Source organism: Rhizobium sp. UGM030330-04 (assembly GCF_003208455.1).
GTDB classification, from domain to species: Bacteria; Pseudomonadota; Alphaproteobacteria; order Rhizobiales; family Rhizobiaceae; genus Agrobacterium; species Agrobacterium rhizogenes_A.
Genome location: NZ_QKML01000012.1, coordinates 1 through 23,234 on the forward strand (window position 1 = coordinate 1; position 23,234 = coordinate 23,234).

General features: G+C 60.3%; 27 protein-coding genes and 1 riboswitch. Of the genes, 19 read left to right on the plus strand and 8 right to left on the minus strand.

The features are described 5' to 3' along the window. Positions 1-287, plus strand: a 287-nt coding sequence (locus tag N434_RS17990; protein WP_181424011.1) for an ATP-binding protein, incomplete at its 5' end; no start/stop codon positions are given. Between the two features lie 49 nt (positions 288-336). Here N434_RS17990 and N434_RS26235 read toward each other — a convergent pair. The 6 genes from N434_RS26235 to N434_RS18020 all read right to left on the minus strand — a co-directional run bounded on the left by N434_RS26235 (position 337) and on the right by N434_RS18020 (position 4,092). Then, a complete protein-coding gene (locus N434_RS26235; RefSeq protein ID WP_110759701.1) occupies positions 337-621 on the minus strand; it encodes a phage tail fiber protein in 285 nt (94 codons plus the stop codon). Further along, positions 621-1,247, minus strand: a complete 627-nt coding sequence (locus N434_RS18000; RefSeq protein WP_110759703.1) for a hypothetical protein — start codon at positions 1,245-1,247, stop codon at positions 621-623. The genes N434_RS26235 and N434_RS18000 overlap by 1 nt, the downstream gene beginning before the upstream one ends. Continuing rightward, entirely contained in the window at positions 1,247-1,948 is a 702-nt protein-coding gene (locus N434_RS18005; RefSeq protein ID WP_110759705.1) for a phage adaptor protein, read from the minus strand. Before N434_RS18005 ends, N434_RS18000 begins: the two co-directional genes overlap by 1 nt. A 3-nt stretch (positions 1,949-1,951) precedes the next feature. Beyond that, on the minus strand, positions 1,952-2,398 hold the full coding sequence (locus tag N434_RS18010) for a hypothetical protein (RefSeq protein ID WP_110759706.1): 447 nt from the start codon (positions 2,396-2,398) through the stop codon (positions 1,952-1,954). A 62-nt stretch (positions 2,399-2,460) separates the two neighbouring features. Beyond that, positions 2,461-2,922: a hypothetical protein gene (locus N434_RS18015; RefSeq protein ID WP_110759708.1), complete on the minus strand. Its 462-nt coding sequence runs from the start codon at positions 2,920-2,922 to the stop codon at positions 2,461-2,463. A 72-nt stretch (positions 2,923-2,994) separates the two neighbouring features. Continuing rightward, the gene (locus N434_RS18020) at positions 2,995-4,092 is read right to left on the minus strand and encodes a N4-gp56 family major capsid protein (RefSeq protein ID WP_110759710.1); all 1,098 of its coding nucleotides are present in this window, start codon (positions 4,090-4,092) and stop codon (positions 2,995-2,997) included. A 148-nt stretch (positions 4,093-4,240) separates the two neighbouring features. On the opposite strand from N434_RS18020, the gene N434_RS18025 reads away from it, so the two are divergent. The 4 genes from N434_RS18025 to N434_RS18040 all read left to right on the plus strand — a co-directional run bounded on the left by N434_RS18025 (position 4,241) and on the right by N434_RS18040 (position 6,275). Continuing rightward, positions 4,241-4,993, plus strand: coding sequence for a glycoside hydrolase family 108 protein (locus N434_RS18025; protein WP_110759712.1), 753 nt, complete (start codon positions 4,241-4,243; stop codon positions 4,991-4,993). Beyond that, positions 4,990-5,514 carry a 3TM-type holin gene (locus N434_RS18030; protein ID WP_110759714.1) on the plus strand — a complete coding sequence of 175 codons (525 nt, stop codon included), beginning with the start codon at positions 4,990-4,992 and terminating at the stop codon, positions 5,512-5,514. The genes N434_RS18025 and N434_RS18030 overlap by 4 nt, the downstream gene beginning before the upstream one ends. Next, positions 5,514-5,846 carry a hypothetical protein gene (locus N434_RS18035; protein WP_065661025.1) on the plus strand — a complete coding sequence of 111 codons (333 nt, stop codon included), beginning with the start codon at positions 5,514-5,516 and terminating at the stop codon, positions 5,844-5,846. The genes N434_RS18030 and N434_RS18035 overlap by 1 nt, the downstream gene beginning before the upstream one ends. A gap of 204 nt (positions 5,847-6,050) precedes the next feature. Beyond that, positions 6,051-6,275 (plus strand): helix-turn-helix transcriptional regulator, encoded by a 225-nt coding sequence (locus N434_RS18040; RefSeq protein ID WP_110759716.1) that lies wholly within the window; start codon positions 6,051-6,053, stop codon positions 6,273-6,275. Positions 6,276-6,538: 263 nt separating this feature from the next. Here the strand turns inward: N434_RS18040 and N434_RS18045 are convergent, their stop codons facing one another. Further along, positions 6,539-6,895, minus strand: a complete 357-nt coding sequence (locus N434_RS18045; protein WP_110759718.1) for a hypothetical protein — start codon at positions 6,893-6,895, stop codon at positions 6,539-6,541. Between the two features lie 318 nt (positions 6,896-7,213). Between N434_RS18045 and N434_RS18050 the strand changes: the two genes are divergently transcribed. The 8 genes from N434_RS18050 to N434_RS18085 all read left to right on the plus strand — a co-directional run bounded on the left by N434_RS18050 (position 7,214) and on the right by N434_RS18085 (position 16,547). After that, the gene (locus tag N434_RS18050) at positions 7,214-8,302 is read left to right on the plus strand and encodes a septal ring lytic transglycosylase RlpA family protein (RefSeq protein WP_110759720.1); all 1,089 of its coding nucleotides are present in this window, start codon (positions 7,214-7,216) and stop codon (positions 8,300-8,302) included. A gap of 74 nt (positions 8,303-8,376) precedes the next feature. Continuing rightward, positions 8,377-9,549 (plus strand): D-alanyl-D-alanine carboxypeptidase family protein, encoded by a 1,173-nt coding sequence (locus tag N434_RS18055; protein ID WP_110759722.1) that lies wholly within the window; start codon positions 8,377-8,379, stop codon positions 9,547-9,549. A gap of 137 nt (positions 9,550-9,686) precedes the next feature. Beyond that, positions 9,687-10,361: a dTMP kinase gene (gene tmk / locus N434_RS18060; RefSeq protein ID WP_110759723.1), complete on the plus strand. Its 675-nt coding sequence runs from the start codon at positions 9,687-9,689 to the stop codon at positions 10,359-10,361. Next, entirely contained in the window at positions 10,354-11,379 is a 1,026-nt protein-coding gene (locus N434_RS18065; protein ID WP_110759725.1) for a DNA polymerase III subunit delta', read from the plus strand. Before tmk ends, N434_RS18065 begins: the two co-directional genes overlap by 8 nt. A gap of 112 nt (positions 11,380-11,491) precedes the next feature. Further along, on the plus strand, positions 11,492-13,042 hold the full coding sequence (gene metG / locus N434_RS18070) for a methionine--tRNA ligase (RefSeq protein WP_065115593.1): 1,551 nt from the start codon (positions 11,492-11,494) through the stop codon (positions 13,040-13,042). 11 nt (positions 13,043-13,053) lie between these two features. Next, the gene (locus tag N434_RS18075) at positions 13,054-13,836 is read left to right on the plus strand and encodes a TatD family hydrolase (protein ID WP_110759878.1); all 783 of its coding nucleotides are present in this window, start codon (positions 13,054-13,056) and stop codon (positions 13,834-13,836) included. Between the two features lie 2 nt (positions 13,837-13,838). Beyond that, positions 13,839-14,663, plus strand: coding sequence for an MBL fold metallo-hydrolase (locus tag N434_RS18080; protein WP_110759727.1), 825 nt, complete (start codon positions 13,839-13,841; stop codon positions 14,661-14,663). 102 nt (positions 14,664-14,765) lie between these two features. Next, entirely contained in the window at positions 14,766-16,547 is a 1,782-nt protein-coding gene (locus N434_RS18085) for a chloride channel protein (RefSeq protein ID WP_110759729.1), read from the plus strand. Between the two features lie 163 nt (positions 16,548-16,710). Here N434_RS18085 and N434_RS18090 read toward each other — a convergent pair whose 3' ends face one another. Then, positions 16,711-16,905, minus strand: a complete 195-nt coding sequence (locus N434_RS18090; RefSeq protein WP_065115589.1) for a hypothetical protein — start codon at positions 16,903-16,905, stop codon at positions 16,711-16,713. A 122-nt stretch (positions 16,906-17,027) separates the two neighbouring features. On the opposite strand from N434_RS18090, the gene N434_RS18095 reads away from it, so the two are divergent. From N434_RS18095 to N434_RS18120, 6 genes are all read left to right on the plus strand, one after another. Then, on the plus strand, positions 17,028-17,921 hold the full coding sequence (locus N434_RS18095; RefSeq protein ID WP_110759731.1) for a LysR family transcriptional regulator: 894 nt from the start codon (positions 17,028-17,030) through the stop codon (positions 17,919-17,921). Between the two features lie 172 nt (positions 17,922-18,093). Then, a riboswitch (cobalamin riboswitch) is annotated at positions 18,094-18,287 on the plus strand. Between the two features lie 91 nt (positions 18,288-18,378). Then, the gene (locus tag N434_RS18100; protein ID WP_286172326.1) at positions 18,379-19,170 is read left to right on the plus strand and encodes a (2Fe-2S) ferredoxin domain-containing protein; all 792 of its coding nucleotides are present in this window, start codon (positions 18,379-18,381) and stop codon (positions 19,168-19,170) included. A gap of 16 nt (positions 19,171-19,186) precedes the next feature. Beyond that, a complete protein-coding gene (locus N434_RS18105) occupies positions 19,187-20,683 on the plus strand; it encodes an ABC transporter substrate-binding protein (RefSeq protein ID WP_110759734.1) in 1,497 nt (498 codons plus the stop codon). A 6-nt stretch (positions 20,684-20,689) separates the two neighbouring features. Further along, a complete protein-coding gene (locus N434_RS18110) occupies positions 20,690-21,604 on the plus strand; it encodes an ABC transporter permease (protein WP_286172328.1) in 915 nt (304 codons plus the stop codon). Beyond that, on the plus strand, positions 21,604-22,365 hold the full coding sequence (locus N434_RS18115; protein WP_110759738.1) for an ABC transporter permease: 762 nt from the start codon (positions 21,604-21,606) through the stop codon (positions 22,363-22,365). Before N434_RS18110 ends, N434_RS18115 begins: the two co-directional genes overlap by 1 nt. 44 nt (positions 22,366-22,409) lie before the next feature. Next, positions 22,410-23,183, plus strand: a complete 774-nt coding sequence (locus N434_RS18120) for a class I SAM-dependent methyltransferase (protein ID WP_110759879.1) — start codon at positions 22,410-22,412, stop codon at positions 23,181-23,183. The last annotated feature ends 51 nt before the right edge of the window (positions 23,184-23,234 follow it).

Consider the following 23,234-nt stretch of genomic DNA (forward strand, 5'->3'; position numbering starts at 1 on the left):
TGCCGTTCAGTGCGTCAGGCGGTGCGATGCTGTTCCATCTGCTGAGCAAGCTATACGAGCGAACCAGCGTCATCATCACGACAAACCTCAGCTTCAGCGAATGGGCCAGCGTCTTCGGCGATGCTAAGATGACCACCGCGCTGCTGGACCGGCTCACGCATCATTGCCACATCCTTGAAACCGGAAACGACAGCTTCCGCTTCAAGAACAGTTCTGCGCACGACACCAAAACGACAAAGGAGAAAACGAGGAACTTGACCACGACCGCAGACCCGAAACATACCTAACAGGCGGGTCAATTCTCGGTGGAAACGCCGGGTCAGTTCTCAGTGGCAATCAACACGTGATAGGCGCCGCGCCGTCATGAGGGGCATATAGAAGGTCCAGCGCGTTTTTTGTGGCTTTTGAAGCCGCCGCCGAGAAGCCCGTCGCAACAGCTCCTCCCTGAGCCGCGTCGTTGCGAGCATATGCAGGCCAGGCCGCTGTCGTCACTTCGGCCGCGCCAGTGTTACCGGGGTTCCCGGTATGAAGTGAAACATAAACTCGCGCAGGCGCGGCCAATGCGACGCCACGCAGGAAGAGGTTCAGTAGGGCGTTTGCGGCATAGGTGCTGGCTGGCATCAGTAAAAGCTCGCTTTCGTTCTCGGGCGCGCGCCCTGCTGGCCCTTGGCTACGATCATGGGCAGCCGGTCGAGGAACCGGCTGAATTCGGTGAGAAGGGCGGTAGCGTTCGCCGGGTTCGCGCCACCATCATCGTTCGGCAGCATCAGGGCTTTACCGGCCGCGCCCAAGCCAATCTCCGTCGCATACTTGTCGAGCATGAAATCGGGGAGCGTCATCGCCCGGAGCGAAGGTTTCAGGACGAGGCGAACGGAGAGCGTCCCGGTAGCGCGTGGCGCAACCATGATTTTGCCTGGCGTAATCTGTGTGATGAAACGCGCCGGCGCTTCGTTCTCGTTGTCGCCGTCCCAGCCCGGGTGATTTTCATCGAGCCACGCCGCTGACTGCGGGGTGAGGGGGACGCCATTGAGCTTGGCGGCCTGTATCTTCTTTATCTCGGCGTCGCCAAACGTGCTGAGGCACTCGCCATCAATGTCGGTGATTTCGATCGTGTCTTTCTCGCGCCAGATGTCGGCCTTCTCGCAAACCTCGCGCGCAGCCTCGCGGATGCAGCGGTATGCGGTCAGGTCAGCGCAGTTCGGGACATATGGCAGGACATGGGGCAGCATGTCGTCGATGTCGCGCATCACCGCCTCCTGTTCGGATTGGAGGCGGCCTCGCCCTGCACCTTGATGCCAAGAGCGGTCGCAAAGGTCTGATAGTGCGTCATGGCCTTGGTCGGATCGCCGGCGATGTCATCCTTAGAGAAGGCTTTGAACAGCGCATAATCGATTAGCGGCACGGTGTAAGGTTCGGGAAGGCCGATTTCGACGTCCCACGCCTCGAGCTTCTCGATGTCCTTGTTCGGGATAGGCGTGACTTCCGCCGGCAGGTAGGAAATCGCAATTTCGACCACGCCGTTGCCATCGTTGCCGGGGTAGCAGGAGAATTCCAGCGGCACGTTCTCGTCGAAGATGACCTGGCGCACTTCCTTGGTGAAGGGGACATAGGCGGGATTGTGCCAGTTCGGCTCGTGCGAATCGAGCATGGCGCGCGCCGCGGTGCGGATCGCCCTGCCGCCGAGGTTCTTCACCGTGTCGATGATGTTGCGGTTCACGCCGAGGAGCTGCAGCGGCGTAACGCTGTCGAGCGTTTCGGGTATCTTCTGATAGGTCCCCTGCTCGAGCGGGAACTGAGCGGTCTTTGCCGATGCCGAGGGCTTGGCAAGCACGATGGCCTTGACCGCATCGTTGATGCAGTCGGCAAGCTCGGAAAGCGGCCAGCGAACATTGTCTTCGTCCAAGAGCAGGACGCTGACGCGCTTCATCACTTCACTTGCCTTCGGCATGGCTTACTTGCTCTTGCTGGTGGCCTTCTTGGCGGGGATGGCTACGGGTGCCTGCTCGGCCTGCTTGTCCGTTTCGCTGTCGTTGTGGCCAGAGCCAGAGGAATCGGCTGCATTCTCGGACGCATCGCCTTCACCTTCGCCAGTGCCTTCTCCATCGGAGTTGGAACCGTCATCATCGGCCGCACCGTCATTATCACCGCTGCCGGTGCCTTCACCTTCACCGGCGCCGCCCTGTCCGGACAGAAACACGGGGATTTCCTGCTCATCCTCAGGCGGGGGAGGATCAAGAGGCACTTCGCGATAATGGGCGACGTTCAGGAAGATCGAGCGATGCAGGACGCTGTTCACTTCGTTGACGAAACGACCATGGGCGTCGCGATCGAAGCTATAGGTGATGCCGCCTATCGTCTGTTCCGTCGCGCCCAGCGTGCATTCGATGACAGTCTTCATAATCCACTCCTTGAAAGAAAAAGGGGCTTGGCAGCCCCTTGTCATACCCAGCCTCGAGGGGCTTACTCGCTGGTGAGGGTGACGGTCAGGCCGATGGTGCCGACCTGGAAGGTGGCCGCAGCCGTGGTGAATTTCACGCCGATGCCGCGGTCCACGTTGGACGCTGTGGTGCGGTATGCGGTCTTGAGCGTTGATCGGGCGACGCCGCCGGCCTGAGCCAGATTGGAGCCGGAGAAGAATTCTGCGCCGCAGGTGCGGGCGTTATCCTCCTTGCCGAAATCGCCACTCATGATGCCGACGTCGGCAATGATCGTCGCAGCGCCGTTGCTGTCGAGATCGTCCATGTCGAGGATGATATCGGCAACGCGGCAGTTCGACGGGATGCAGGCCAGCTCGAGGATGTCGCCAGCAACGGGCGCAGCGGTGAGCTGGTGCGAGAAGCGGATGGCAACAGCTTCGCCAGCCGTGGACGGGTAGGAAAGGGGTTCGGTCCCTTTGGCATATTTGCTCAGAATGAGCGTCATGAGCGTGTTCCTTTGGAGTTCGGGCCGCAGTGGCGAAGCTGGAAAAGCCCGGGGCGAACCCCGGGCAGGTCATCAGGCGTTGGGGTCTTTCGACGCGGTGTCGATCGAGATCACGCCATAGTCGCGACCGTTGAAGCGCGTCTTCTTGACGCCGGCGATGACGCCGGATGCAACGACCGGCTCATTGCCGTGGTCCTTGGTCTCTTCGGTCCATGTGTAGCGGAAGCCACCAGCCGAACCGAAGGCGATCACGCCGCCCTGACGTCCCATGAACAGGGCGCGACCTGCGGCAACGTCCGAGCCGGCGCCATAGTCGGCGAAACGGATCGCCCATTCGTGGCTGTGCAGGACCGTGTTGTTGATCATGCCGAGGCCGCCCTTGAAGATCGGGTTGTTGCGGCCTTCGGCGGTCGCGGCCGCTTTCTGGATTTCCAGCCAGCCGCCCAGATCCTTGTTGCGCAGGTCGTGTTCCTGGAACGGGTTCATGACGCAGACGTAATGCGCTTCGCCGTTGATCATGATGGGCATCATGTTGGCGTTCTTCGGATCCTTGGCCGACATCATGCGGGCCTTGGTCTGTGCGCGCTCGATTACCGAACGGGACATGATGTCCGCCGTGTCGATGGTCGCTTTCGACGTCGCATCGCCACCGTAGAGGATGTGATCCGCGTCGGGCGCTTCGATTGGGTTCTCGGCGTGGCCGGCCCATGCCGTCGTTTCGATGAAGTCTTCATTGATGCCGCGTGCGCCGGACATGTAGATGAAGATCATCTGGTCGTTGAACTTGGCCCAGTAATCGGAAAGGCGGTTCTTGCCGACCTGGCGCATGTTGTGCGCGGTGCGCTTGCGGCTCATTTTACCGCCGGCGGAAACGCCGTGACGCATCTGGTCGATTTTGATCTGGTCAGAGAAGAAGCGGAGGCTTTCTTCCTTGCCCTCGAGGCGCTGGTCGCCATAGGTCGGGCGGTTGCGGAGCTGCACCGACAAATCGAAGGTGATCGTGTCGCCCGCTTCCGACTCGAGGTCGGTCAGACGCTGGATCGCATATTCGTCAGAAGTGCCGATGAACTTCTTGTCGAAATAGCTTTTCTTGGTGATGTCGATGAAGAGCGCGCCAGACCACTTTTTCTGCGCTTTCGGATCGCCAAAGGCAACCACAGTCTTGGTCATGAGTGATGTCTCCGGTTCAGGATCAAACAGCACTCATGCGCATCTGCTCTCTAAATACTGGATTTGGCGGATTGTTGCAACAACTGGCGCATGATATTGAAACACATCGCTAGCGCATGAGTGCGGCCCCTGAATTTGGAGCGCACCCATGACTGACCGATTCGAGATTTGCCAAGCCATTACGGCGAAGTGGGAGGGCGGATGGAGCGACCATCCCGCCGATCCCGGCGGCAAAACGATGTACGGCATCACCGAGGCCCGCTGGCACGAATATCAGGACAAACTGAAGGTCAAGCGGACGCCGGTGCGTAACGTGACGTTGGCGCAGGCCTTCAAGTTCTATCGGAGCGAATTCTGGCTCGCCTGCGGTGCCGACAAGCTTTTCCCCGGCGTTGACCTGGCTGTGTACGATGCATCGGTGAACTCTGGCGTTTCCCGTGGCCGCAAATGGCTGTTGGCCTCCGCCGGCAGTAACGACCACAGCGAGACGGTGAAGAAAATCTGCCGTGCTCGCCTTTCCTTCATGCAGTCACTCGCGATTTGGAAGACCTTCGGAAAGGGCTGGGGGCGGCGTGTCGCTGACATCGAGGCGCGGGGCGTCGCCATGGCGCTCGAAGCGATGGGCCTCTCGGCAACGCAGGTGCGTGAAAAGGCACTTTCCGAATCCGTTGCATCGGCAAAGCAGGCCAACACTGCAAAGAAGGCGGCCACCACCAGCGCTGCCGCCGCGTCGGCGCCAGCAACCGCGCCCGTCGTCGAGCCTTCCACCGTGACGGACACCACAACAATCTGGCTCCTCGTCGCTATCGTGGCGGCCGGTGCCATCGCAACGGTTATCTTTATCGCCAAGAAGCGCGCCGCCGATGCACGCGTTGAGGCCTACAACGAGGTGGCAGCATGAGCGCGCTCGCATCTATCCTGATTGGTGCGGCGCTGCGCGTCGGTGCTTCCACGGTCAAAACCATCCTCGAGCAGCAGGTCGGCGGTGTCGCGGGCGAAATAGGCGGCACAGTCATCGACGCGATCGCCAAGCAGGCCGGCGTTACGGTGGACGAGTTGCCGACGCTGCCGGATGCGACGCTGGACGAAGCCGTTAAACAAGTCGAGCCCATCGCGCCAGCCCTGATCCTTGCCGAAGTCGAACAGCAGAAAGAGGCAAACCGCCTCATGCTGGCCGAGATGGCCAAGGATAGCTCCTTCGGCTGGATGTGGCGGCCTGCAGGCATGTGGCTCATGCTGGTCTGCATCGCATGGTTCGTTATCGTCCGGCCGCTGCTCAACGCGCTATTGTGGGCAACCGGTACCGGCATCCAGATCGAGGTCGGGCTCGACCTCGCCACCTTCCTTGGCATTTTCACGATCTATACCGGCCTCTACATGGGCGGCAACACGGTCATTCGCGCTGTGAAGAAAGAAGGCTGATGTCTTTTTGGGACTGGTGGGGTTCGGCAGAAGGTAAGATCGCGCTGGCGGGCATAGCCGGGTCGGCCGTGTCTGTTGCGATGGAGTGGACCGGGTGGGGCCCCAGCGCTCGAAAGTTCTTGGTCGGGGCCGCCGCCGCCTACTTTCTCAGCCCGGTCGGCATGAAGTTCTTCCACTTCATCTTCGGCGCGATGAGCATTGCGGAGGAACAGTCCGCCAGTGTTGGAGGTTTCATTACCGGTATCGGCGGTGTTATCATCGTCGAAATTATCCTGAAGGCATTTCGCCTCCGTCACGCGGAGATCGGGAGACGCCGGCATGACGAGACCTAGAGTAAGGCATATTCGGGAAGCGGCAAAGCCGCAGGGCAGGGTAGTGGCCGTCGCGACGGTGATACTCGTCGTGTGGCTGATTTTTCTCCAAGCTTAGTTCCCGTGTCTTGACATAACGCCCCATATGTTCCCATATTGTTCCTGCGGATAGTTCCAACGCGGTGAGGCAGCTCGCCGTCATGTCTGTATGTTTGGAGCCCGCGAATGTCTGTCTCGCCCAATTTAATCTCTCTCGATTCCTACCTCTCGCTCAAAGAAGTAACCGATATGGTCAAGGTCGGGTCTTCAACGCTTTATCGCTGGATGGATAAGGGCGATTTCCCTCGACCGCGCCAGCTGGGCGAACGTTGCGTTCGTTGGACAGTGGCCGACATCAAGGAATGGCAGGAAAGTCGCCAAGTGGTGGGAGCGTTGAAAAAGGCGTCGTAAAAACCGAAATTAATTCCCGGGTATAAAACCGGGTACAATTCAAAATTACCAAAAAATTTCTGAGACGATTTCAACGCAGTAGGGGTCTAAACGTGACAGACACCCCATCTGCCATATATCCATGAAGACGAGCACAAAACGTCGCGGGTCGGGTTATTGCCCGCCGCGTGCTTGTCGTTACGCCATCGGCATATTCCCCGTATCCCCTGACATGAAGAACCCGCCTTATTGGCGGGCTCCACGGTTTAAGACGTGTCTCTACATCAGATTTCCGGGCAGCCGCGTTCGTTGGCGAAGGTAATGCGGCTTGGTCCGCGGCGTGTGAAGCCTTCAACCACGACGCGGCCGGGTGTGACACGAACCACTTCCGGATCGCGCAGGCCGGCGTCACGGGCGGCGGCGCGGGCTTCGCGTTCGCTGCAGCCGCGCATACGTGGCGGGCCACGGCGGTCGCGGTCACTGTCGCGATCACGATCGCGGATGACAGGGCGGACGCCGTCCGGGCCGATCCTCAATTCCATATCCTGTGCGCTTGCGGGAATGGGTGCCGCGAGGGAGGCCATTGCGAGAATGAGCGCAAGGCCTGCGGTTTTGCCCGTGGTTTTAATCGACTTGATCATGTTTCCTCCCTCAGCCGAAACCGGCGGAAAGCTCGTTTATCTGCGCGGAGGAAACGCGGTTGCGACCGGTTTGTTCCTCGGGATGCCCTTGCGAAAGGAAGGAACGGGCAGGGGAAATGTGCCTGACGGACACCCTGAAAAGATACCGATCATTAACCACGTTCGTTACAATTTTATCGAATTTGCAAAAGTCGTTCGCATTTTCGCCACGTTATGCACAAGATTAAGCGACTGTTAGGTGCTTCGATGGCAGGGGCAAATAATCGAGGCAAGTGAGGGTGCGGTTCTCCGAGCCAATAGCAGCGTGGGGCAGACGATTTGAATTCTACGGTCAAGAAACTCGGCATCAGCACCAGATCGGGTGCGAAGTGGCTTGCAATTTCCGTGCTTTGCGCCGCAACGGCGTCGTGTTCCACCACGTCTGAAACCAAGCCCAAACCCAAGCGCAGCAAGGAATATTTTTCCGAGTCGGAATATGGCGTCAAAGCCAGCCCGCGTGTCGCCGATGGCAGGAGCATTCCCAAGGGCGGCGGGCGAGAGCTGATCGGCAATGCCTATACCGTGAAGGGCCGCCGTTATTTTCCTAAAGAGGAGCCGGGTTACAACAAGACCGGTCTTGCCTCCTGGTACGGTTCAGCCTTCCACGGCCGCCTGACGGCGAATGGCGAAGTTTACGACAAAGAACATCTTTCTGCCGCACATCCGACATTTCCCCTGCCGAGCTATGCGCGTGTCACCAACATGGAAAATGGCGCTTCCGTTCTGGTGCGCGTCAACGATCGCGGGCCATTCCATGAAGGGCGCCTGATCGACGTTTCCAGCAAGACGGCCGATCTGCTCGACATGAAGGCTACCGGTACGGCGAATGTGCGCGTGCAATATGCCGGCCGCGCGCCGCTTGACGGGCACGACATGCCCTATCTGATGGCATCCTATGTTCCGAAGGGGTCGCGCTCGCCGGGCGTGGCGCCGGAAGGGCAGATCGCCACGGGCGTCATGGTGGCTTCGGCGTCTCCGAATTTCGTTCCGGCTCCTGCATCGAACCCGAATTATAGCGGTTCGACGCAGACGGCGCTCGTCGGTTCCAAGAAGAATGCGGCGCTTCAGGCCATGCCGCTGGTCAACGGCCCGGCACCGGCTTTCGAGCAATTCGCGATCCTGCCGGAAATCGGGCCCTTCCTCGCCGAGCGGCCGGAAGGCAATTTCCTGCGTGAGCCGGTAGCACCCGGCGGCAACTATCTGCGCGTGCCGACCCCGTCCTCCAAATATGCGGCGGCCTATTCGGAGGAATCCGCTACGGTCTCCAGAACGGCACGCGCCTTTGACAGCGTGCTCGTCGATCGTGGCGCGCTCAACGAGCAATCGATACTCGCCCATGTGAAGCGTCAGCAGGCGAAGTCGCGCTGACGAATTGAAGAATACGGCTGCTTCTCGCCTTCATCGCGGGTAGCCGGTTACGGCAGGCAGGACTGGGCGATTTCATGCGCAAAGCCATTCATCGCTCCTATCGGTCGGTCGTCGCGGCGGCCGCCTTTGCGTTTTTCAGCGCCGGTACGGCGCAATCGCAGACGGCGCCCTTCATCGCCAAGGCCGAACAGGCCTATATGATCGATGCCGAGACCGGCACGGTGCTTCTTTCCCAAAATGAGGATCAGCCCTTTCCGCCCGCATCGCTCGCCAAGCTCCTGACCGTGGAGGTGGTGCTGGATGCCTTGTCAAAAGGGCAGGTGACGCCGGAGACCGCCTATCCCGTCTCGGAATATGCCTGGCGCACGGGCGGTGCGCCGTCGCGAACCTCGACCATGTTTGCGGCGCTGAAATCCTCCGTCAGCGTCAATGATCTGCTGACCGGTATCATCGTGCAGAATGCCAATGATGGCTGCATCATCATCGCCGAAGGCATGGCGGGATCCGACGCGGCCTTTGCCAAGCGCATGACGGAGCGGGCCGGTGCGCTTGGCATGAGCCGCAGCACCTTCACCAATTCCACGGGGCTTCCCGATCCGGGCAACAGGACCACCGCCAGGGACATGGTGCGCCTTGCCCAGCATCTGCATGATACCTATCCCGACCGTTACGCGCTTTTCACCAAGCCCGATTTCGAATGGAACCGGATTTTTCAGCGTAACAAGAACTCGCTGCTGATGCCGGGCAGCGGTATAGACGGCCTCGGGCTCGGTTTTGCCGAAGGCAGCGGTTTTGCCGCCGTCATTTCGGCCGAGCGCGAGGGGCGGCGGGTCTATCTGGCGCTGTCGGGCATGACTGACGACAAGACACGGCAGGAGGAAGCCCGTCGTGTGGTGGACTGGGGCCTGACGGCCTTTGAAAAGCGCCATCTTTTTAGCAAGGATGAAGTGGTGGGGTCAGTGAGCGTCTATGGCGGCGATGCGTCCTATGTCGATCTCTCGCCGAAGGAAGATGTCAGCGTGCTGGTGCCGGTCAACAATCCGGAACGAATTTCCGGACGGATTGTCTATCGCTGGCCATTGAACGCGCCGCTGGACGCTGGCGCCAATGCGGGAACGCTCAAGGTTTTTTCCGGCGAGCGCTTGCTGCGCGAAGTGCCGCTTTATACCAAGGGTTCGGTCGGCAAGGGCTCGCTGACCCAGAATGCGGCGGATGCGTTGAAAGAACTGCTGCTGTTCTGGCTCTGAAAATCCGCGCTTTGCCCCACTTTCCCTCTATGCTTTTGTTCAGGCACCGGATTTTCTGAAAAGCGCTTCACACTTTTTGGTTCGATGCTGTAAACAGGCATTTCAATATTTCCGGGAATTCCTCGCAGGACGTGACATTGGCCGAAAAGACTGGATTGTTCATCAGCTTCGAAGGCGGCGAGGGCGCCGGCAAGTCCACGCAGATTCGCACGCTTGCCGAGGCGCTTCGTGGTCGGGGCTTCACCGTGGTCGTGACGCGCGAGCCTGGCGGCTCGCCGGGTGCGGAGGCTGTGCGGCATGTGATTCTGTCGGGTGCGGCAGAATCCTTCGGCGTGCGCATGGAAGCAATCCTGTTTGCGGCGGCGCGCAACGACCATGTCGAGGAGGTCATTCGCCCGGCACTTGCACGTGGCGAGATCGTGCTCTGCGACCGGTTCCTTGATTCTTCCCGCGTCTACCAGGGCACGACCGGCAATCTGGAGCCGGATTTCATCGAAACGCTGCAACGGATCGCCATCAACGGTGTGGTGCCGGAACTAACGCTGATCTTCGATATCGCCGCCGAAAAAGGGCTTGCCCGCGCCCGAAAACGCGCGGATGAGGGAGCTGCGCCCGACCGGTTCGAAAAAGAGGAAATCGAGACCCACGAGAAGCGGCGGGAAGCCTATCTCGACATTGCGCTGGCCGAGCCGCGTCGCTGCCGTATCGTCAATGCCGACCAGCCGGAGGCGAAGGTGGCGGAGGATGTGATGTCCTTTGTCGAGCCCTTGCTCGAACAACTGGGAACTGCGGCGGGCGCGGCGCATGAGTGAGGTTCAGGGCGTTCTCGACGGCGCGATCGCACCGCAGCAGAACACGAAGCTTTTCGGGCATGAGGAAGTCGAAGCGTTCCTCGCCCAATCCTATCGTTCCGGCAAGGGCCATCACGCCATTCTCATCGAGGGACCGGAGGGGATCGGCAAGGCAACACTCGCCTTCCGTTTCGCCAATCATGTGCTCAGCCATCCCGATCCGTCTTCGGCGCCGGATGTCCTTGCCGATCCCGATCCGCAATCGCTCGTCAGCCGGCAGATCACCGCCGGTGCCTCTCATAATCTGCTGCATCTCACCCGTCCGGTGGATGAAAAGACCGGTCGCGTGAAATCCGCCATCACCGTGGACGAGGTGCGGCGGGCAGGGCACTTCTTTTCCCAGACATCGGGCACCGGCAACTGGCGTATCGTCATCATCGATCCGGCTGATGATCTCAACCGCAATGCCGCGAATGCCATCCTGAAAATACTGGAGGAGCCGCCCAAACGGGCGATGTTCCTCGTCCTGTCGCATGCGCCGGGAAAATTGCTGCCGACCATCCGCTCACGCTGCATGCCACTCAGGCTCCTGCCGCTTTCCGATGCGGCCATGGTGCAATCGCTCGATCATCTCGGCATCAGCCCATCCGGCGAAAAACGCGACGCCCTGCTTGCCGCCTCAAAGGGCAGCGTGGCGCAGGCGTTGAAGCTGATGAATTACGGCGGCTCCGACATTGTCGAGGCCTTTGCCGAGGTCATGACGGCCGAAGGGCCGGGCGCGCGCAAGCGCATGCACAAGCTTGCCGAGGTTCTGGCACAGAAGGACGGCGACATCGTTCTCGGCTTCTTCATGGAGCACGTGACGGAAGAGCTGATGGAACGGGCCCGGGCAGCAGCGATGGCCGGCGATATCGCGGCGGCGGAAAAACACGCGCGGCTTTCCTCGACGCTGTCGGACCGCATCAGCGTGGCGCAGGCCTACAATCTCGACAAGAAGCAGATGGTGCTCTCCATTCTGGAGGATATCCGTTCGGTTTAGGTTCCGGGGTCAGGAATCATACCCAAAATGGGGAAGTTGTTGTTTCGCTGCTGCGAACAATGGTTTAAGAGCGGTCTATCCAAAAAACAGCCTGTAAAGTCGATCGACCGTCATGACAGACAAGACACCATTCTACATCACCACCGCGATCTCCTATCCCAACGGCAAGCCGCATATCGGCCATGCCTATGAGTTGATTGCGACGGACGCCATGGCACGTTTCCAGCGCCTGGATGGAATGGATGTGTTCTTCCTGACCGGCACCGACGAACACGGCCAGAAGATGCAGCAGACGGCGCGGGCGGAAGGCATTTCGCCGGAAGAGCTGGCGCAGCGCAATTCCGACCAGTTCCGCGAGATGGGCAAGCTGCTCAACGCCTCGAATGACGATTTCATCCGCACCACGGAAGAGCGTCACCACGAGACATCGCGCAATATCTGGAACCTGATGGCCGATAGCGGCGACATCTACAAGGACAGCTATGCCGGCTGGTATTCCGTGCGCGACGAGGCCTATTACGGCGAAGACGAGACGGAAGTGCGCGCGGACGGCGTCCGCTACGGGCCGCAGGGCACGCCGGTGGAATGGGTGGAAGAGGAAAGCTACTTCTTCAAGCTCTCCGAATACCAGGACAGGCTGCTGAAGCTCTACGAGGAAAACCCCGAATTCATCGGCCCGGCCGAACGGCGCAACGAGATCATCTCCTTCGTCAAATCCGGCCTGAAGGACCTGTCGATTTCCCGCACCACCTTCGACTGGGGCATCAAGGTTCCGAACGATCCCAAGCACGTTATGTATGTCTGGGTCGATGCCCTGACCAACTACATCACCGCCACGGGTTACATCGAAGACAGGAACGGCCCGCGTGCCAAATATTGGCCTGCCGACGTGCACATCATCGGCAAGGACATCATCCGCTTCCACGCGGTCTACTGGCCTGCCTTCCTGATGAGCGCCAAGCTGCCGCTGCCCAAGCGCGTTTATGCGCATGGCTTCTTGCTCAACAAGGGCGAGAAGATGTCGAAGTCGCTCGGCAACGTCGTTGATCCCGTCAATCTGGTCAGCCATTTCGGCCTTGATCAGGTGCGGTATTTCTTCCTGCGTGAAGTTTCCTTCGGCCAGGACGGCAGTTACAGCGAAGAAGGCATCGCCACCCGCATCAATGCCGATCTCGCCAATGGCATCGGCAATCTCGCCAGCCGTTCGCTGTCGATGATCGTCAAGAATTGCGATGGCCAGATTCCTGCGCCCGGCGAATTCACCGATGAAGACAGGGCGATGCTCGCTTCCGCCGACGGCCTGCTGGCGGTCTGCCGCGAGGAGATGGGCAAGCAGCTCCTTCACCGCGCGCTCGCTGCCATCATCGCCGTCGTTTCGGAAACCGACCGTTATTTCGCATCGCAGGAGCCATGGGCGCTGAAGAAAACCGATCCGGAGCGCATGGGCACCGTGCTTTACGTCACGGCGGAAGTGGTGCGCCAGATCGGCATCCTCCTGCAACCCTTCATGCCGGAATCCTGCGACAAGCTGCTTGATCTCGTCGCCGCCCCCGCCGACAAGCGCGATTTCGCCGCGCTCGGCGAGGCCGGTCGTCTGGTTCCGGGCACGCCGCTCGAAGCACCGAAGCCGGTCTTCCCGCGTTACGTCGCACCGGAAGCGTGAAGGCGACAACCATGCTGATCGATACGCATTGCCATCTGGACTTTCCCGATTTCGAGGCTGAGCGCGACGATATCGTCGCCCGCGCCCATGCTTCGGGCGTCAGCCAGATGGTGACGATCTCGACCCGGGTGCGTCGTCTGCCCGAGCTTCTGAAGATCGCGGAAAAATATCCGTCGGTCTTCTGCTCGGTCGGCACGCATCCCAACAGCGCAGCCGAGGAACTGGATATCTCGGCTGACGATCTGGTGCGGCTGGCCGAGAGCCACGACAAGATCGTGGCGATCGGCGAGGCGGGACTGGATTATTTCTACGACACGCAGAAGCCGGAAGACCAGAAAACCGGCCTCATTCGCCATATCGAGGCGGCTAGACGGACGAAGCTGCCGCTCGTCATTCACAGCCGCAGCGCCGATGACGACATGGCTGCTATTTTGCGCACGGAAAGCGACAAGGGAGCATTCCCCTTCATTCTGCACTGCTTCTCCGCTGGTCCTGAGCTGGCGAAAACCGGTGTCGAGCTTGGCGGTTATGTTTCCTTCTCCGGCATTCTCACCTTCCCGAAATCGCAGGATATCCGCGATATCGCCGCCACCGTTGCGCCTGACCGGCTGCTGGTGGAAACCGATGCGCCCTATCTTGCGCCGAAGCGCTGGCGGGGAAAACGCAACGAGCCGTCCTATGTGGTCAATACGGCCGAGGTTCTGGCCGAGGTTCATGGCGTTTCCTATGAACGCATGGCGGAAATCACCACCGAAAACGCCTTCCGCTGCTTCTCCAAGATGACAAGGGTGTAGGCGTGGCAACTTACCGTCGCCGCTTCACGGTTCTCGGATGCGCGTCGTCTCCCGGCGTTCCGCGCATCAACGGCGACTGGGGCGCCTGCGATCCTGAAAACCCCAGGAATCGGCGCACGCGCACGGCCTTCATGGTGGAGCAGATCGGCCCGGATGGCGGCAAGACGACTGTCGTCATCGACACCGGTCCGGATTTTCGCGAGCAGATGATCGCGGCGAAGGTCGAGGCGGTCGATGCCGTGCTTTACACGCATGCACATGCCGATCACCTGCATGGCATCGATGATCTGCGCATCTATTTCGCCATTCAGCAGGGCCGTATTCCGATCTATGCCGATCGCATTACCATGGCGCGCATAAAGGACGGTTTTGCCTATTGCCTTGAAACACCGCCGGGCAGCAGCTATCCGCCCATCGTCGAGCCAAGGATCATCGCGGACATGGATACGCCGGTGGTGATAAACGGGGCAGGCGGGCCGATAGAATTCAAGGTCCATATGCAGCAGCATGGCGACGTGCATTCGCTCGGTTTTCGCATCGGCGATGTCGCCTATTGCACCGATGTCAGCGACTTTCCGGCTGAAAGCCTGCCCAAACTTGCCGGCCTTGATATCCTCGTCATCGACGCGCTGCAGCACCGTTACCACCCCAGCCATCTGTCGCTGGAACAGGCGCTCGGCTGGATCGAGAGATTTGCCCCCAAAAGGGCGATCTTGACCCATATGCACATTCCGCTCGATTATGAGACGGTGATGCGTGAAACGCCTGATAATGTTGAACCGGCTTATGACCAGATGCGTTTCGAGGTCGAGATCGAAGCACCCTGAGCACGTCCCCCCAAAGCGGTTTCCGGTCCTGGGACAAGGATGTACTCTGAAACAATGAAGAGGAAGGGCGTCGCGCCTTGACGCCGCCCGAAAAGGAACAGCATGTCGACCAAGCCTTTCCGTGCACCCAGTATGGCGAGCTTCTTCGACAATCTGCGCGCCAGCAGGCTGCGGGCCATGTTCCGGCGCGGCGAACTGGGGCTGGTGGTCCTCGCCGTCTTCATCGGCATTGCGGCGGGGCTTCTGGTGGCGCTGATCGGCGCCTTGAGCACGGCGCTGCATGTGCTGGTCTTCGGTGTCGAGCGGCTGAGCAGCAGTGACCTGTCCGGATGGACCGTGCTGGCCGGGCCGATCATCGGCGGCATCGTGCTCGGCCTGGTCATCTTCATTCTTTCAAAGACCCGCAAGAAGCCCATGGTCGACCCCATCGAGGCCAATGCACTTCACGGCGGCCGCCTGTCCTTGACGGACAGTATCATCGTCTGTGTGCAGAACATCGTCTCCAACGGTTTTGGCGCCTCCGTCGGGCTCGAGGCCGGTTATACGCAGATTGCCAGCGGCGTCGCCTCGAAGATCGGCATCAAGCTGAAGCTGCGGCGAGGGGACATGCGCATCCTTGTCGGCTGCGGCGCGGCGGGAGCGATTGCGGCCGCCTTCAATGCGCCTCTGACCGGAGCGTTCTACGCCATCGAACTCATCATCGGCACCTACACCGTCGTCACGCTTGCGCCGCTCATCGTCTCGGCGCTGGTCGCCACCACTGTCATCGGTGTTATTGGCGGTCACGGCATATCGATCGATATTATCGATGCCAGCCGCGTGACACCGGCGGATTATGTGCCGGCGATCTTTCTTGGCATCGTGTGCGCGGCGATCGGTATCGTGCTCATGCAGACGGTGTCCTTCATCGAGGAGACGGCGCGCAAGAGCGCCATTCCCGGCTGGCTGCGCCCTGCCATTGGCGGCGTGGCGGTGGGCGGTCTCGCGCTGATTTCGCCGCAGGTGCTGTCAAGCGGCCATGGGGCGCTGCATCTCAATATCGATGCGGAGCTGACGATATACGGGCTGGCCGGACTGTTTCTGCTGAAGGCGGCGGCCAGCGCCATCTCCATCGGTTCGAATTTCCGTGGTGGCCTGTTTTTCGCCTCGCTGTTCATGGGCTCGCTGCTTGGCAAGATTTTCGCGCTCTGCGCACCCTATATCGGCTATGGGTCGACATCGCCGATCGTTTATGCCGTGATCGGCATGAGCGCCTTTGCCGCTGCCATTATCGGCGGTCCACTGACGATGACATTTCTGGCGCTGGAGCTGACCGGCGACTTCCAGATCACCGCGCTGGTACTGGCAGCCGTCATCACCACCTCGCTCGTGGTGCGCACCACCTTCGGTTATTCTTTCGCGACCTGGCGTTTTCATCTCCGGGGCGAGAGCATTCGCAGCGCCCATGATATTGGCTGGATCCGCGATCTCACCGTCGGCAGGATGATGCGCGCCGATATCCGCAAGGCCAATGTCAGCATGGGGCTTGCGGCCTTCAAGGAGAAATTCCCGCTCGGTTCGACGCAACGGGTGATCATGACCCATGATGACGGACGTTATGCCGGCATCGTCCTCGTGCCGGAAATCTACGCCGATCCGATGGATCGCGACCCGAGCAAGATCAGCCTCGAAACCTACCTGCAATACAAGAACGACGTGCTGCTGCCGACCATGAATGCCCGTCAGGCGGCCGCCGCCTTCGACGCCACGGAAAGCGAAGCGCTGGTCGTCGTCAATGACAAGATCGAGAACCGCCCGGTCGGCCTGCTCACCGAAAGCCATACGCTCAGGCGCTACAGCGAAGAGCTCGAATTGAGGCGCCGGGAGGCTTCCGGTGAGTTATAAACAAGATTAGAAAAGCACCTTTATTAATTGATATTTATATGAAATTACAAGTCATCAATACGTTCTCCGGATCGAAGAGGCTGACATGGTGCAATCGATAGTCGGTCGCTTTCTGTCGGCAACGGCCGAAACATAAGTTTACGCGCAGCCCGGCGCCGCTTGTCTAATCGTACAAAACCATGTCGCCCAAGGCCGTGCTGTCCTCGTCTGGAAGCGGCGATCCGTAAGTGGCCGCAGCGGTCACCGTTGCATCGATTGCCGGTCTGTTATCGGGGAGCGTCCTTGCGGCAAAAACAGCAAGGACAAGCAGCGCCAGTCTGAAGGCGATGGCGCGGAGAAGGGCTTCGGAGGCGTCCATGGATCGTCGTTCCGGGTCAATAAAACTATGGCGACAATGATCGCCATCCGTGACTCCGCACAATGCGGAAGATACAAGGGAGCCCTTAGGATAATCCGAAGGGTCCCGACTGGAGGGGGCGAATGCGCTTCGACTTGACCGATCTCCGTCTGTTCCTTCACGTGGTCGAGGCGGAAAGTATTACGCAGGGAGCAGACCGCACGGGGATGGCCTTGCCCTCCGCCAGCGCGCGTATCCGCGGCATGGAGGAGATGAGCGGCGTATCGCTTCTCGACCGGGGTGCCCGTGGCGTCAGGGTGACGCCGGCGGGGGAGGCTCTGGCCCACCATGCCCGTATCGTTCTCGGGCAGATGGAACAGATGAGGGGCGATCTCCAGCTTTATGCGCGGGGCCTGCGGGGGCAGGTCCGGATATTCTCGGGGCGGGCGGCAATGGCGCATCTTCCCGGCGCTCTCCGGCAATATCTCGTGGATCACCCGACAATCGACATAGACCTCGAGGAACGCCAGAGCCCCGATGTGGTTGCGGCCGTCGCCGCCGGGCAAGCGGATATCGGCATTGCGGCGGACACGACCGACACGGGAACGCTGGAAACACGGCCTTTCGAGATCGACAGGCTGGTTGTGATCACACCTGCCAGCCATGCACTCGCGGCCCGGAATATGGTGACTTTCGCGGAGCTTCTCGACGAACCTTTTGTCGGTCTGCCTGCGGAAAGCGCGCTTCAGGGGCATCTGGCAATCCATGCGGCGCGTGAAGGCCGGCCGTTCAAACTGCGTATCCGTCTGGATAGTTTCGAGGATATCTGCGCCATGGTCAGCAGCGGCGTCGGGCTCGCCATCGTGCCGGAGGTTTATGCCCGTCGATATCAGGCCGATTTGTCCTTCAAGACCGTCGCGATCTCCGACGTCTGGGCACGCCGTCATCTTCTTATCTGCGCGCGAAGTTTCGCCGGGCTTCCCGTGCATGCCCGAGCCGTGGTCGATTATCTGACGATGGCGAAAGGTCGGGGCTGAGGCCATCCGACATCCGGTCACATCAGTCTCAACAGCCTGTTTCACAAGAGAGAGCCTTGACGACGTCACGTGCCACGTGTTTAACGTTATTTTATAACGTAACATTACCGCAAAGCTTTGTTGCGCAGAAATCAGACTACCCGTGCAGGCGGTTGACAGTGACCGGCGGCAGTGTAGGGTCGCTCCGTCATGGTTCTTCCGCCGCCCGGCGGAAGCTAAGAGGGAATCCGGTTAAATTCCGGAGCTGTCCCGCAACTGTAAGCGGTGAGCCTATCGCCCACGATGTCACTGGCAGCGATGCCGGGAAGACAGGTGAGACGGCCTCGACCCGCAAGCCAGGAGACCTGCCTGACATCATGTAATTCCGTGGTCGGGGGGTGCCATGGGAATGATGGCTGTTTCCGGTCTTTAGCCGGAGACCCTGTCATTTTCGACGCCGCCTCGTGAATGAGGCAATGTGACAGACAGTATCCAACCAACCCAATACGAGCCGTCCGCGCCCGACGCCGTGCTGCTGGTCGCGAAGTCCGCCTTTGCCGCCGCGCCTCATCAGGACATGCAGCGTCTGGCAATGCAGGCTGAAGGGCTTTGCGGCGCAAGGACCGTTCGCATCGCCTTCACGGAACAGGGAACACCGTCACTCCGCGAAGCGCTGCTTAATCTGATCGATGAGGATGTCGGCCATATCCTGATCATTCCACTGATTCTGCCGCTGGAGCCCAGTTTTCACAACTGGATGACGAAGACACTGAAACGATGGCGGGCAGGCGACGTCAGGCCGTGGCCGTCCCTTTCCATAACAGCAAGCCCCACAGCGAGCGGCCTGATGGCGCGTCTGCTTGAAGATCTTGCCGAAACGGCGCAGGCGCTTGACCTCTCTGGGCCTGTTCGCCCGGCTGGCGAGGGATCGCTGGTCCCGGCACAGAAGCGCCGCGTGCTCGTCTGCCAGGGTGGTCCGTGCAATTCGGCGGGTGCGGATGCGATCTGGGGCCATCTGCGCAACCAGCAGGAGCGACAGAAGCTTCGGATTACGGGTGAGGGCACCATGACCGCCAAGTCCACCTGTCTTGGCCCCTGCAACCTTGCGCCCGTCCTGCAGGTCTTTCCCGAGGGCACCTATTATGGCGGCGTCACGGAAGAGGCAGTCGACCGTATCGTTGCCGAACACCTGCTGGGTGGCCGCGTCGTTGACGATTTCGCCTACCACCCGACCGGCCGCAAACAGCGGCTTCGTAATCTGTCCGAATAGCATGAGAGGAAATAGAATGTCGGCAAAGAGCTTTTCACGTCTGGCCGCGGCCGGGCTTGCGGCCCTGATCACGGGTGTGGGCGCCAGCGCTCTCGCCACCGAGCCATTGCGCGTTGGCGCCACCTACATCACGAGCGGCCTCGACCCGGCAAAGGGATCGAACGGCTGGGCGCTCGTCAGCCACGGCGTGGGTGAAAACCTCTTCACCGTCGACCGGGAAGGGCGGCTTGTGCCCGGTCTTGCCGAAAAAGTGGAACGCACCGGCGATCTCAGCTGGACAGTGACGCTGAAACCGGGCCACGCCTTTTCCGATGGTTCGCCTGTAACGGCGGCTGCACTTGCCGCCGGTTTCGACCACACATTTGCGACCAACAAGGCGGCGCTGGCAACGGGTGGAAAGCTGGATTTCAAGGCGGCCGATGACCTGACGCTGATGATTACCACGGAAAAGCCGGTGGCTTTTCTTCAGGCGCTTTTCGCGGAATGGCCGCTGATCGCCTACAAGCCTGCAACCGACGGGAAGGCGCTGTTCACCGGGCCGTATCAGATTGCGGATTTCAAGGCGGATACATCACTGACGCTCACGCCGAACATCCATTTTGCCGATGCGGATGCCCGTTCTCCGGTTGACTTTCGCAGGTTCGGCGATGCGCAAAGCATGACGCTGGCGCTGGAAGCGGGTGAACTGGACCTTGCTTTCGGTCTGCCGTCAGAAGTCGTAAGCCGTCTGAAAACCAATCCGGATCTGACGATCAAGTCTTTCCCTGTCGGTTATCAATATCTCGCTTTCCTGAACACAACGAGGCCGGTTACCGCCGATATCAAGGTACGCCAGGCGCTCGATCTCGGCTTCGATCGCAGGGAACTCGCCGCTGCGATCAATGGCGGTGAACCCGCGACCGGCGCTTATGCCGCCTATTTCCCCTTTGCCGGGAAGGAGCAGCGACAGACTGATCTTGCGAAGGCCGAAGCGCTTCTCGACGAAGCCGGCTGGACGAAAAACGGGGCAGGGAAGCGTGAGAAGGACGGCACGCCGCTTCGCCTTCTCGCCATTACCTATCCGCAGCGCCGGGACCTCGTCACCATGCTGCCGGTGGTCAAGGCGCAGCTTGCCAGAATAGGCATCGAACTCGACACGAAGGTCGTTGAAAATATCCAGGACGTGGCTGCCGCCGGTGAATTCGACATCGCGCTCTGGGCGCAGCATACCGCACCGAACGGAGACCCGGCGTTCTTCCTCAATTCGATGCTGCGCAGCGGCGCCTCGCTCAATTATGCGAAATACGCCTCGCCCGAATTCGATGCCATTCTCGATCGTTTCGCGACGGCTGGCGAGGCCGGCGAACGCGCCACGATCGCGCTTGATGCGCAGGCAAAGCTGTTTACCGACGTTCCCGCATCCTTCCTGGTTTCACCGGTCTGGTATGTCGGCCTTTCGAAGCGGCTGCAGAACTACGAGCCGTGGGGTTCCGACTATTATGTCCTGCGCGGCGATATAGGCGAAGCGCGGTAAGGTCAGATGCAATTGCTCCGGTTCGGCATATATTCCGTGTTGGGAATGGTTGCGCTTTCATTCGCATCCTTCACGCTCATCGCATGGATGCCCGCCGATCCGGTGCAGATTGCCATTCGGGTGTGGAACCTGACGGCCACGAGTGAAACCGTTGCGGCGCTGCGGGAAGGGTGGGGCCTCGATCGCCCGCTCATCCTGCGCTATCTGCACTGGCTTTCGGATTTCGTCGCCGGTGACTGGGGCCGATCCTTCCGAACCGGCGAATCCGTCTTTGCGGAGTTTATCGAGCGTCTGCCTCTCTCGCTCATGCTCGGTATTTCCGGTCTTCTCCTCGCCATTGCCGTCGCCGTACCGCTCGGTTTCAGCGCTGCGGCGCGGCCGGGCGGTATTGCCGATCGTGCCAGCCGCGCATTTTCGGTCTTCGTGCAGGCTGTTCCCGGTTTCTGGCTGGGGCTTGTCCTGCTCTGGGTTCTCGGCGTCCAGCTGCGCTGGATTCGACCCTTCGGAACCGACATCACAGCAATCATATTGCCCGTCCTTCTCATCGCCTCCCATTCGGCTGCCGTCTTTGCACGTATCTACCGCCGTGACATGATCGAAACCACGCGACAGCCGTATTTTCGCACCGCTCTCGCCAAGGGACTTTCGCACCGGCAGGCGCTCTGGCGCCACGCGCATCGCGGTGCGTTTTATGCCCTGCTTTCGGCGGTGCGCTCGGAGGCGGGGTGGGTTATCGGCTCAACGGCCACCATGGAAATCCTCTTCAATCTTCCCGGCATCAGCCAGTTCCTTGTGCAAAGCATCGCGGTACGAGACCAGATGGTGCTGCAGGCCTATGTGATGGTCATCGCGCTGTGGCTGCTCTTCATGAACCTGGTCGTGCAGCTGTTTCAGCGCCTTCTGGATCCACGGCTCGTCTGATGCTCCGGTATTTCGCGCTCGCCATCCTGGCCCTTTTCCTGCTCCTCAGCGCCCTTTGGCAGCCCTATGATCCTGACGCCGTGGATATCCTGGCCCGCCATTCCGGTATGACGGCGCAGCACCTGCTGGGTACCGATCATCTCGGCCGCGATCTTCTTTCGCGCCTCATGGCGGGCGGATGGCGCACCGCGCTTGTGGTTCTGTCGGTCGGCACCATCGCCTTTACCGGTGGCACCTTGCTCGGCGCCGGCGCCGCGGTGCTGGGCGGCTGGCAGGAGAGGGTGGTGTTGCGCTGTTGCGAATTCTTCATCACCGTTCCGACGCTCATCATCGCCCTGACGGCGGCGGCTATTTTTGGCCTGACGCCGATAACGGCCGGACTGGCGCTTGGTCTTGCCGGCATCGGCCCGACGGCTCTGCTTGCCCATTCCCTCAGCCGGCGCGTGCTTGGGCAACCCTTTGTCCATGCCGCACAGGCGCTGGGCGTTCCGCCCTTGCGGATGGTCCTGCGCCATCTTCTGCCGAATATCCTGCCGCTGATGGTGGCTCATACCGGAAATCAGGCGGGTTTTGCCGTCACCGCCTATGCCTCGCTGGCCTTTATCGGACTTGGCGCGGACCCTTCCAAACCGGACTGGGGCTCGATGTTGTTTGAATATCGCGTTCTCATCTTCGATCATCCAAGCCTGATGATCTGGCCCGGCATCGCAATCGCCATCACGGTTGCGACGCTCAATACCGTATTCGACGCTTCCGACTGATCATTTCGCTAAGCTTGAACATGGAACACACAAGGAACGACACGATGGATGGCGGTAATTTCGATCTCAAGGAAGAAATCCGCGACTACTGGTCGAAAAGATCGGAGACCTTCGATCTCGCCTTCGGACACAGGATCGCCGCCGGTCCGGAGGCTGATGCGTGGCAGAAACCGATCCGGCAGCTGATCGGCCCGGAACCGAAACGTGTTCTCGAACTGGCCTGTGGCACCGGCGAGGTGACGCGCCTGATCCACGATCTCGGCCACGATGTTACGGCACTCGACTTTTCAGAGGCGATGCTGGCTGTGGCGCGCGCCAAACACGCCGGCAAACCGCGGCTGCGCTTCATCATGGCGGATGCCGAAAACACCATGGAACCCGATGCATCCTATGACGCGATCATCTGCCGGCATCTGGTCTGGACTTTGACGCAGCCCGAACAGACGTTCCGCGAATGGTTCAAGCTTCTCCGTCCCGGCGGCCGGCTTCTGTTTTTCGACGGCGACTGGGCAACGCCGAAACCGACCGGACGTCTTGCGAGCCTGCTTATTTCGCTCATCGATCATGTGGTGGGTGAAGACAGGAATTATGACGGCGCCCTGGGCAACCGCCATGCGGCCATCATGAAGGCGCTTCCATTCGGCCAGGGGCTGCGACCTCAGATGCTGATGCCGCTGCTGACCGCTGCAGGCTTCGCGAAGATAGAACTCCATTCCCATGACCCGATAGCGAAAGCACAGCGGAAAAATGCCAACCTGCGCAACAGGCTGCGTACCTTTGTCTACAGGCGCTTCATTCTGACATGCCAGCGCCCTTGACGCGGTTGCTTCATCATCGCACTTTTCGGGGAGATATGGATGCTGGCAGCC

Coding starts and splice junctions, on each gene's coding strand:
- N434_RS18025 (WP_110759712.1), top strand. CDS start 4,241: ATGACTGACCGATTCGAGATTTGCCAAGCCATTACGGCGAAGTGGGAG.
- N434_RS18095 (WP_110759731.1), top strand. CDS start 17,028: ATGCGCTTCGACTTGACCGATCTCCGTCTGTTCCTTCACGTGGTCGAG.
- N434_RS18120 (WP_110759879.1), top strand. CDS start 22,410: ATGGATGGCGGTAATTTCGATCTCAAGGAAGAAATCCGCGACTACTGG.
- N434_RS18020 (WP_110759710.1), bottom strand. CDS start 4,092: ATGACCAAGACTGTGGTTGCCTTTGGCGATCCGAAAGCGCAGAAAAAG.
- N434_RS18000 (WP_110759703.1), bottom strand. CDS start 1,247: ATGCGCGACATCGACGACATGCTGCCCCATGTCCTGCCATATGTCCCG.
- N434_RS18035 (WP_065661025.1), top strand. CDS start 5,514: ATGTCTTTTTGGGACTGGTGGGGTTCGGCAGAAGGTAAGATCGCGCTG.
- N434_RS18010 (WP_110759706.1), bottom strand. CDS start 2,398: ATGAAGACTGTCATCGAATGCACGCTGGGCGCGACGGAACAGACGATA.
- N434_RS18005 (WP_110759705.1), bottom strand. CDS start 1,948: ATGCCGAAGGCAAGTGAAGTGATGAAGCGCGTCAGCGTCCTGCTCTTG.
- N434_RS18030 (WP_110759714.1), top strand. CDS start 4,990: ATGAGCGCGCTCGCATCTATCCTGATTGGTGCGGCGCTGCGCGTCGGT.
- N434_RS18055 (WP_110759722.1), top strand. CDS start 8,377: ATGCGCAAAGCCATTCATCGCTCCTATCGGTCGGTCGTCGCGGCGGCC.
- N434_RS18065 (WP_110759725.1), top strand. CDS start 10,354: ATGAGTGAGGTTCAGGGCGTTCTCGACGGCGCGATCGCACCGCAGCAG.
- N434_RS18015 (WP_110759708.1), bottom strand. CDS start 2,922: ATGACGCTCATTCTGAGCAAATATGCCAAAGGGACCGAACCCCTTTCC.
- N434_RS18040 (WP_110759716.1), top strand. CDS start 6,051: ATGTCTGTCTCGCCCAATTTAATCTCTCTCGATTCCTACCTCTCGCTC.
- N434_RS18075 (WP_110759878.1), top strand. CDS start 13,054: ATGCTGATCGATACGCATTGCCATCTGGACTTTCCCGATTTCGAGGCT.
- N434_RS18115 (WP_110759738.1), top strand. CDS start 21,604: ATGCTCCGGTATTTCGCGCTCGCCATCCTGGCCCTTTTCCTGCTCCTC.
- metG (WP_065115593.1), top strand. CDS start 11,492: ATGACAGACAAGACACCATTCTACATCACCACCGCGATCTCCTATCCC.
- N434_RS18090 (WP_065115589.1), bottom strand. CDS start 16,905: ATGGACGCCTCCGAAGCCCTTCTCCGCGCCATCGCCTTCAGACTGGCG.
- N434_RS18045 (WP_110759718.1), bottom strand. CDS start 6,895: ATGATCAAGTCGATTAAAACCACGGGCAAAACCGCAGGCCTTGCGCTC.
- N434_RS18110 (WP_286172328.1), top strand. CDS start 20,690: ATGCAATTGCTCCGGTTCGGCATATATTCCGTGTTGGGAATGGTTGCG.
- N434_RS26235 (WP_110759701.1), bottom strand. CDS start 621: ATGCCAGCCAGCACCTATGCCGCAAACGCCCTACTGAACCTCTTCCTG.
- N434_RS18085 (WP_110759729.1), top strand. CDS start 14,766: ATGTCGACCAAGCCTTTCCGTGCACCCAGTATGGCGAGCTTCTTCGAC.
- N434_RS18105 (WP_110759734.1), top strand. CDS start 19,187: ATGTCGGCAAAGAGCTTTTCACGTCTGGCCGCGGCCGGGCTTGCGGCC.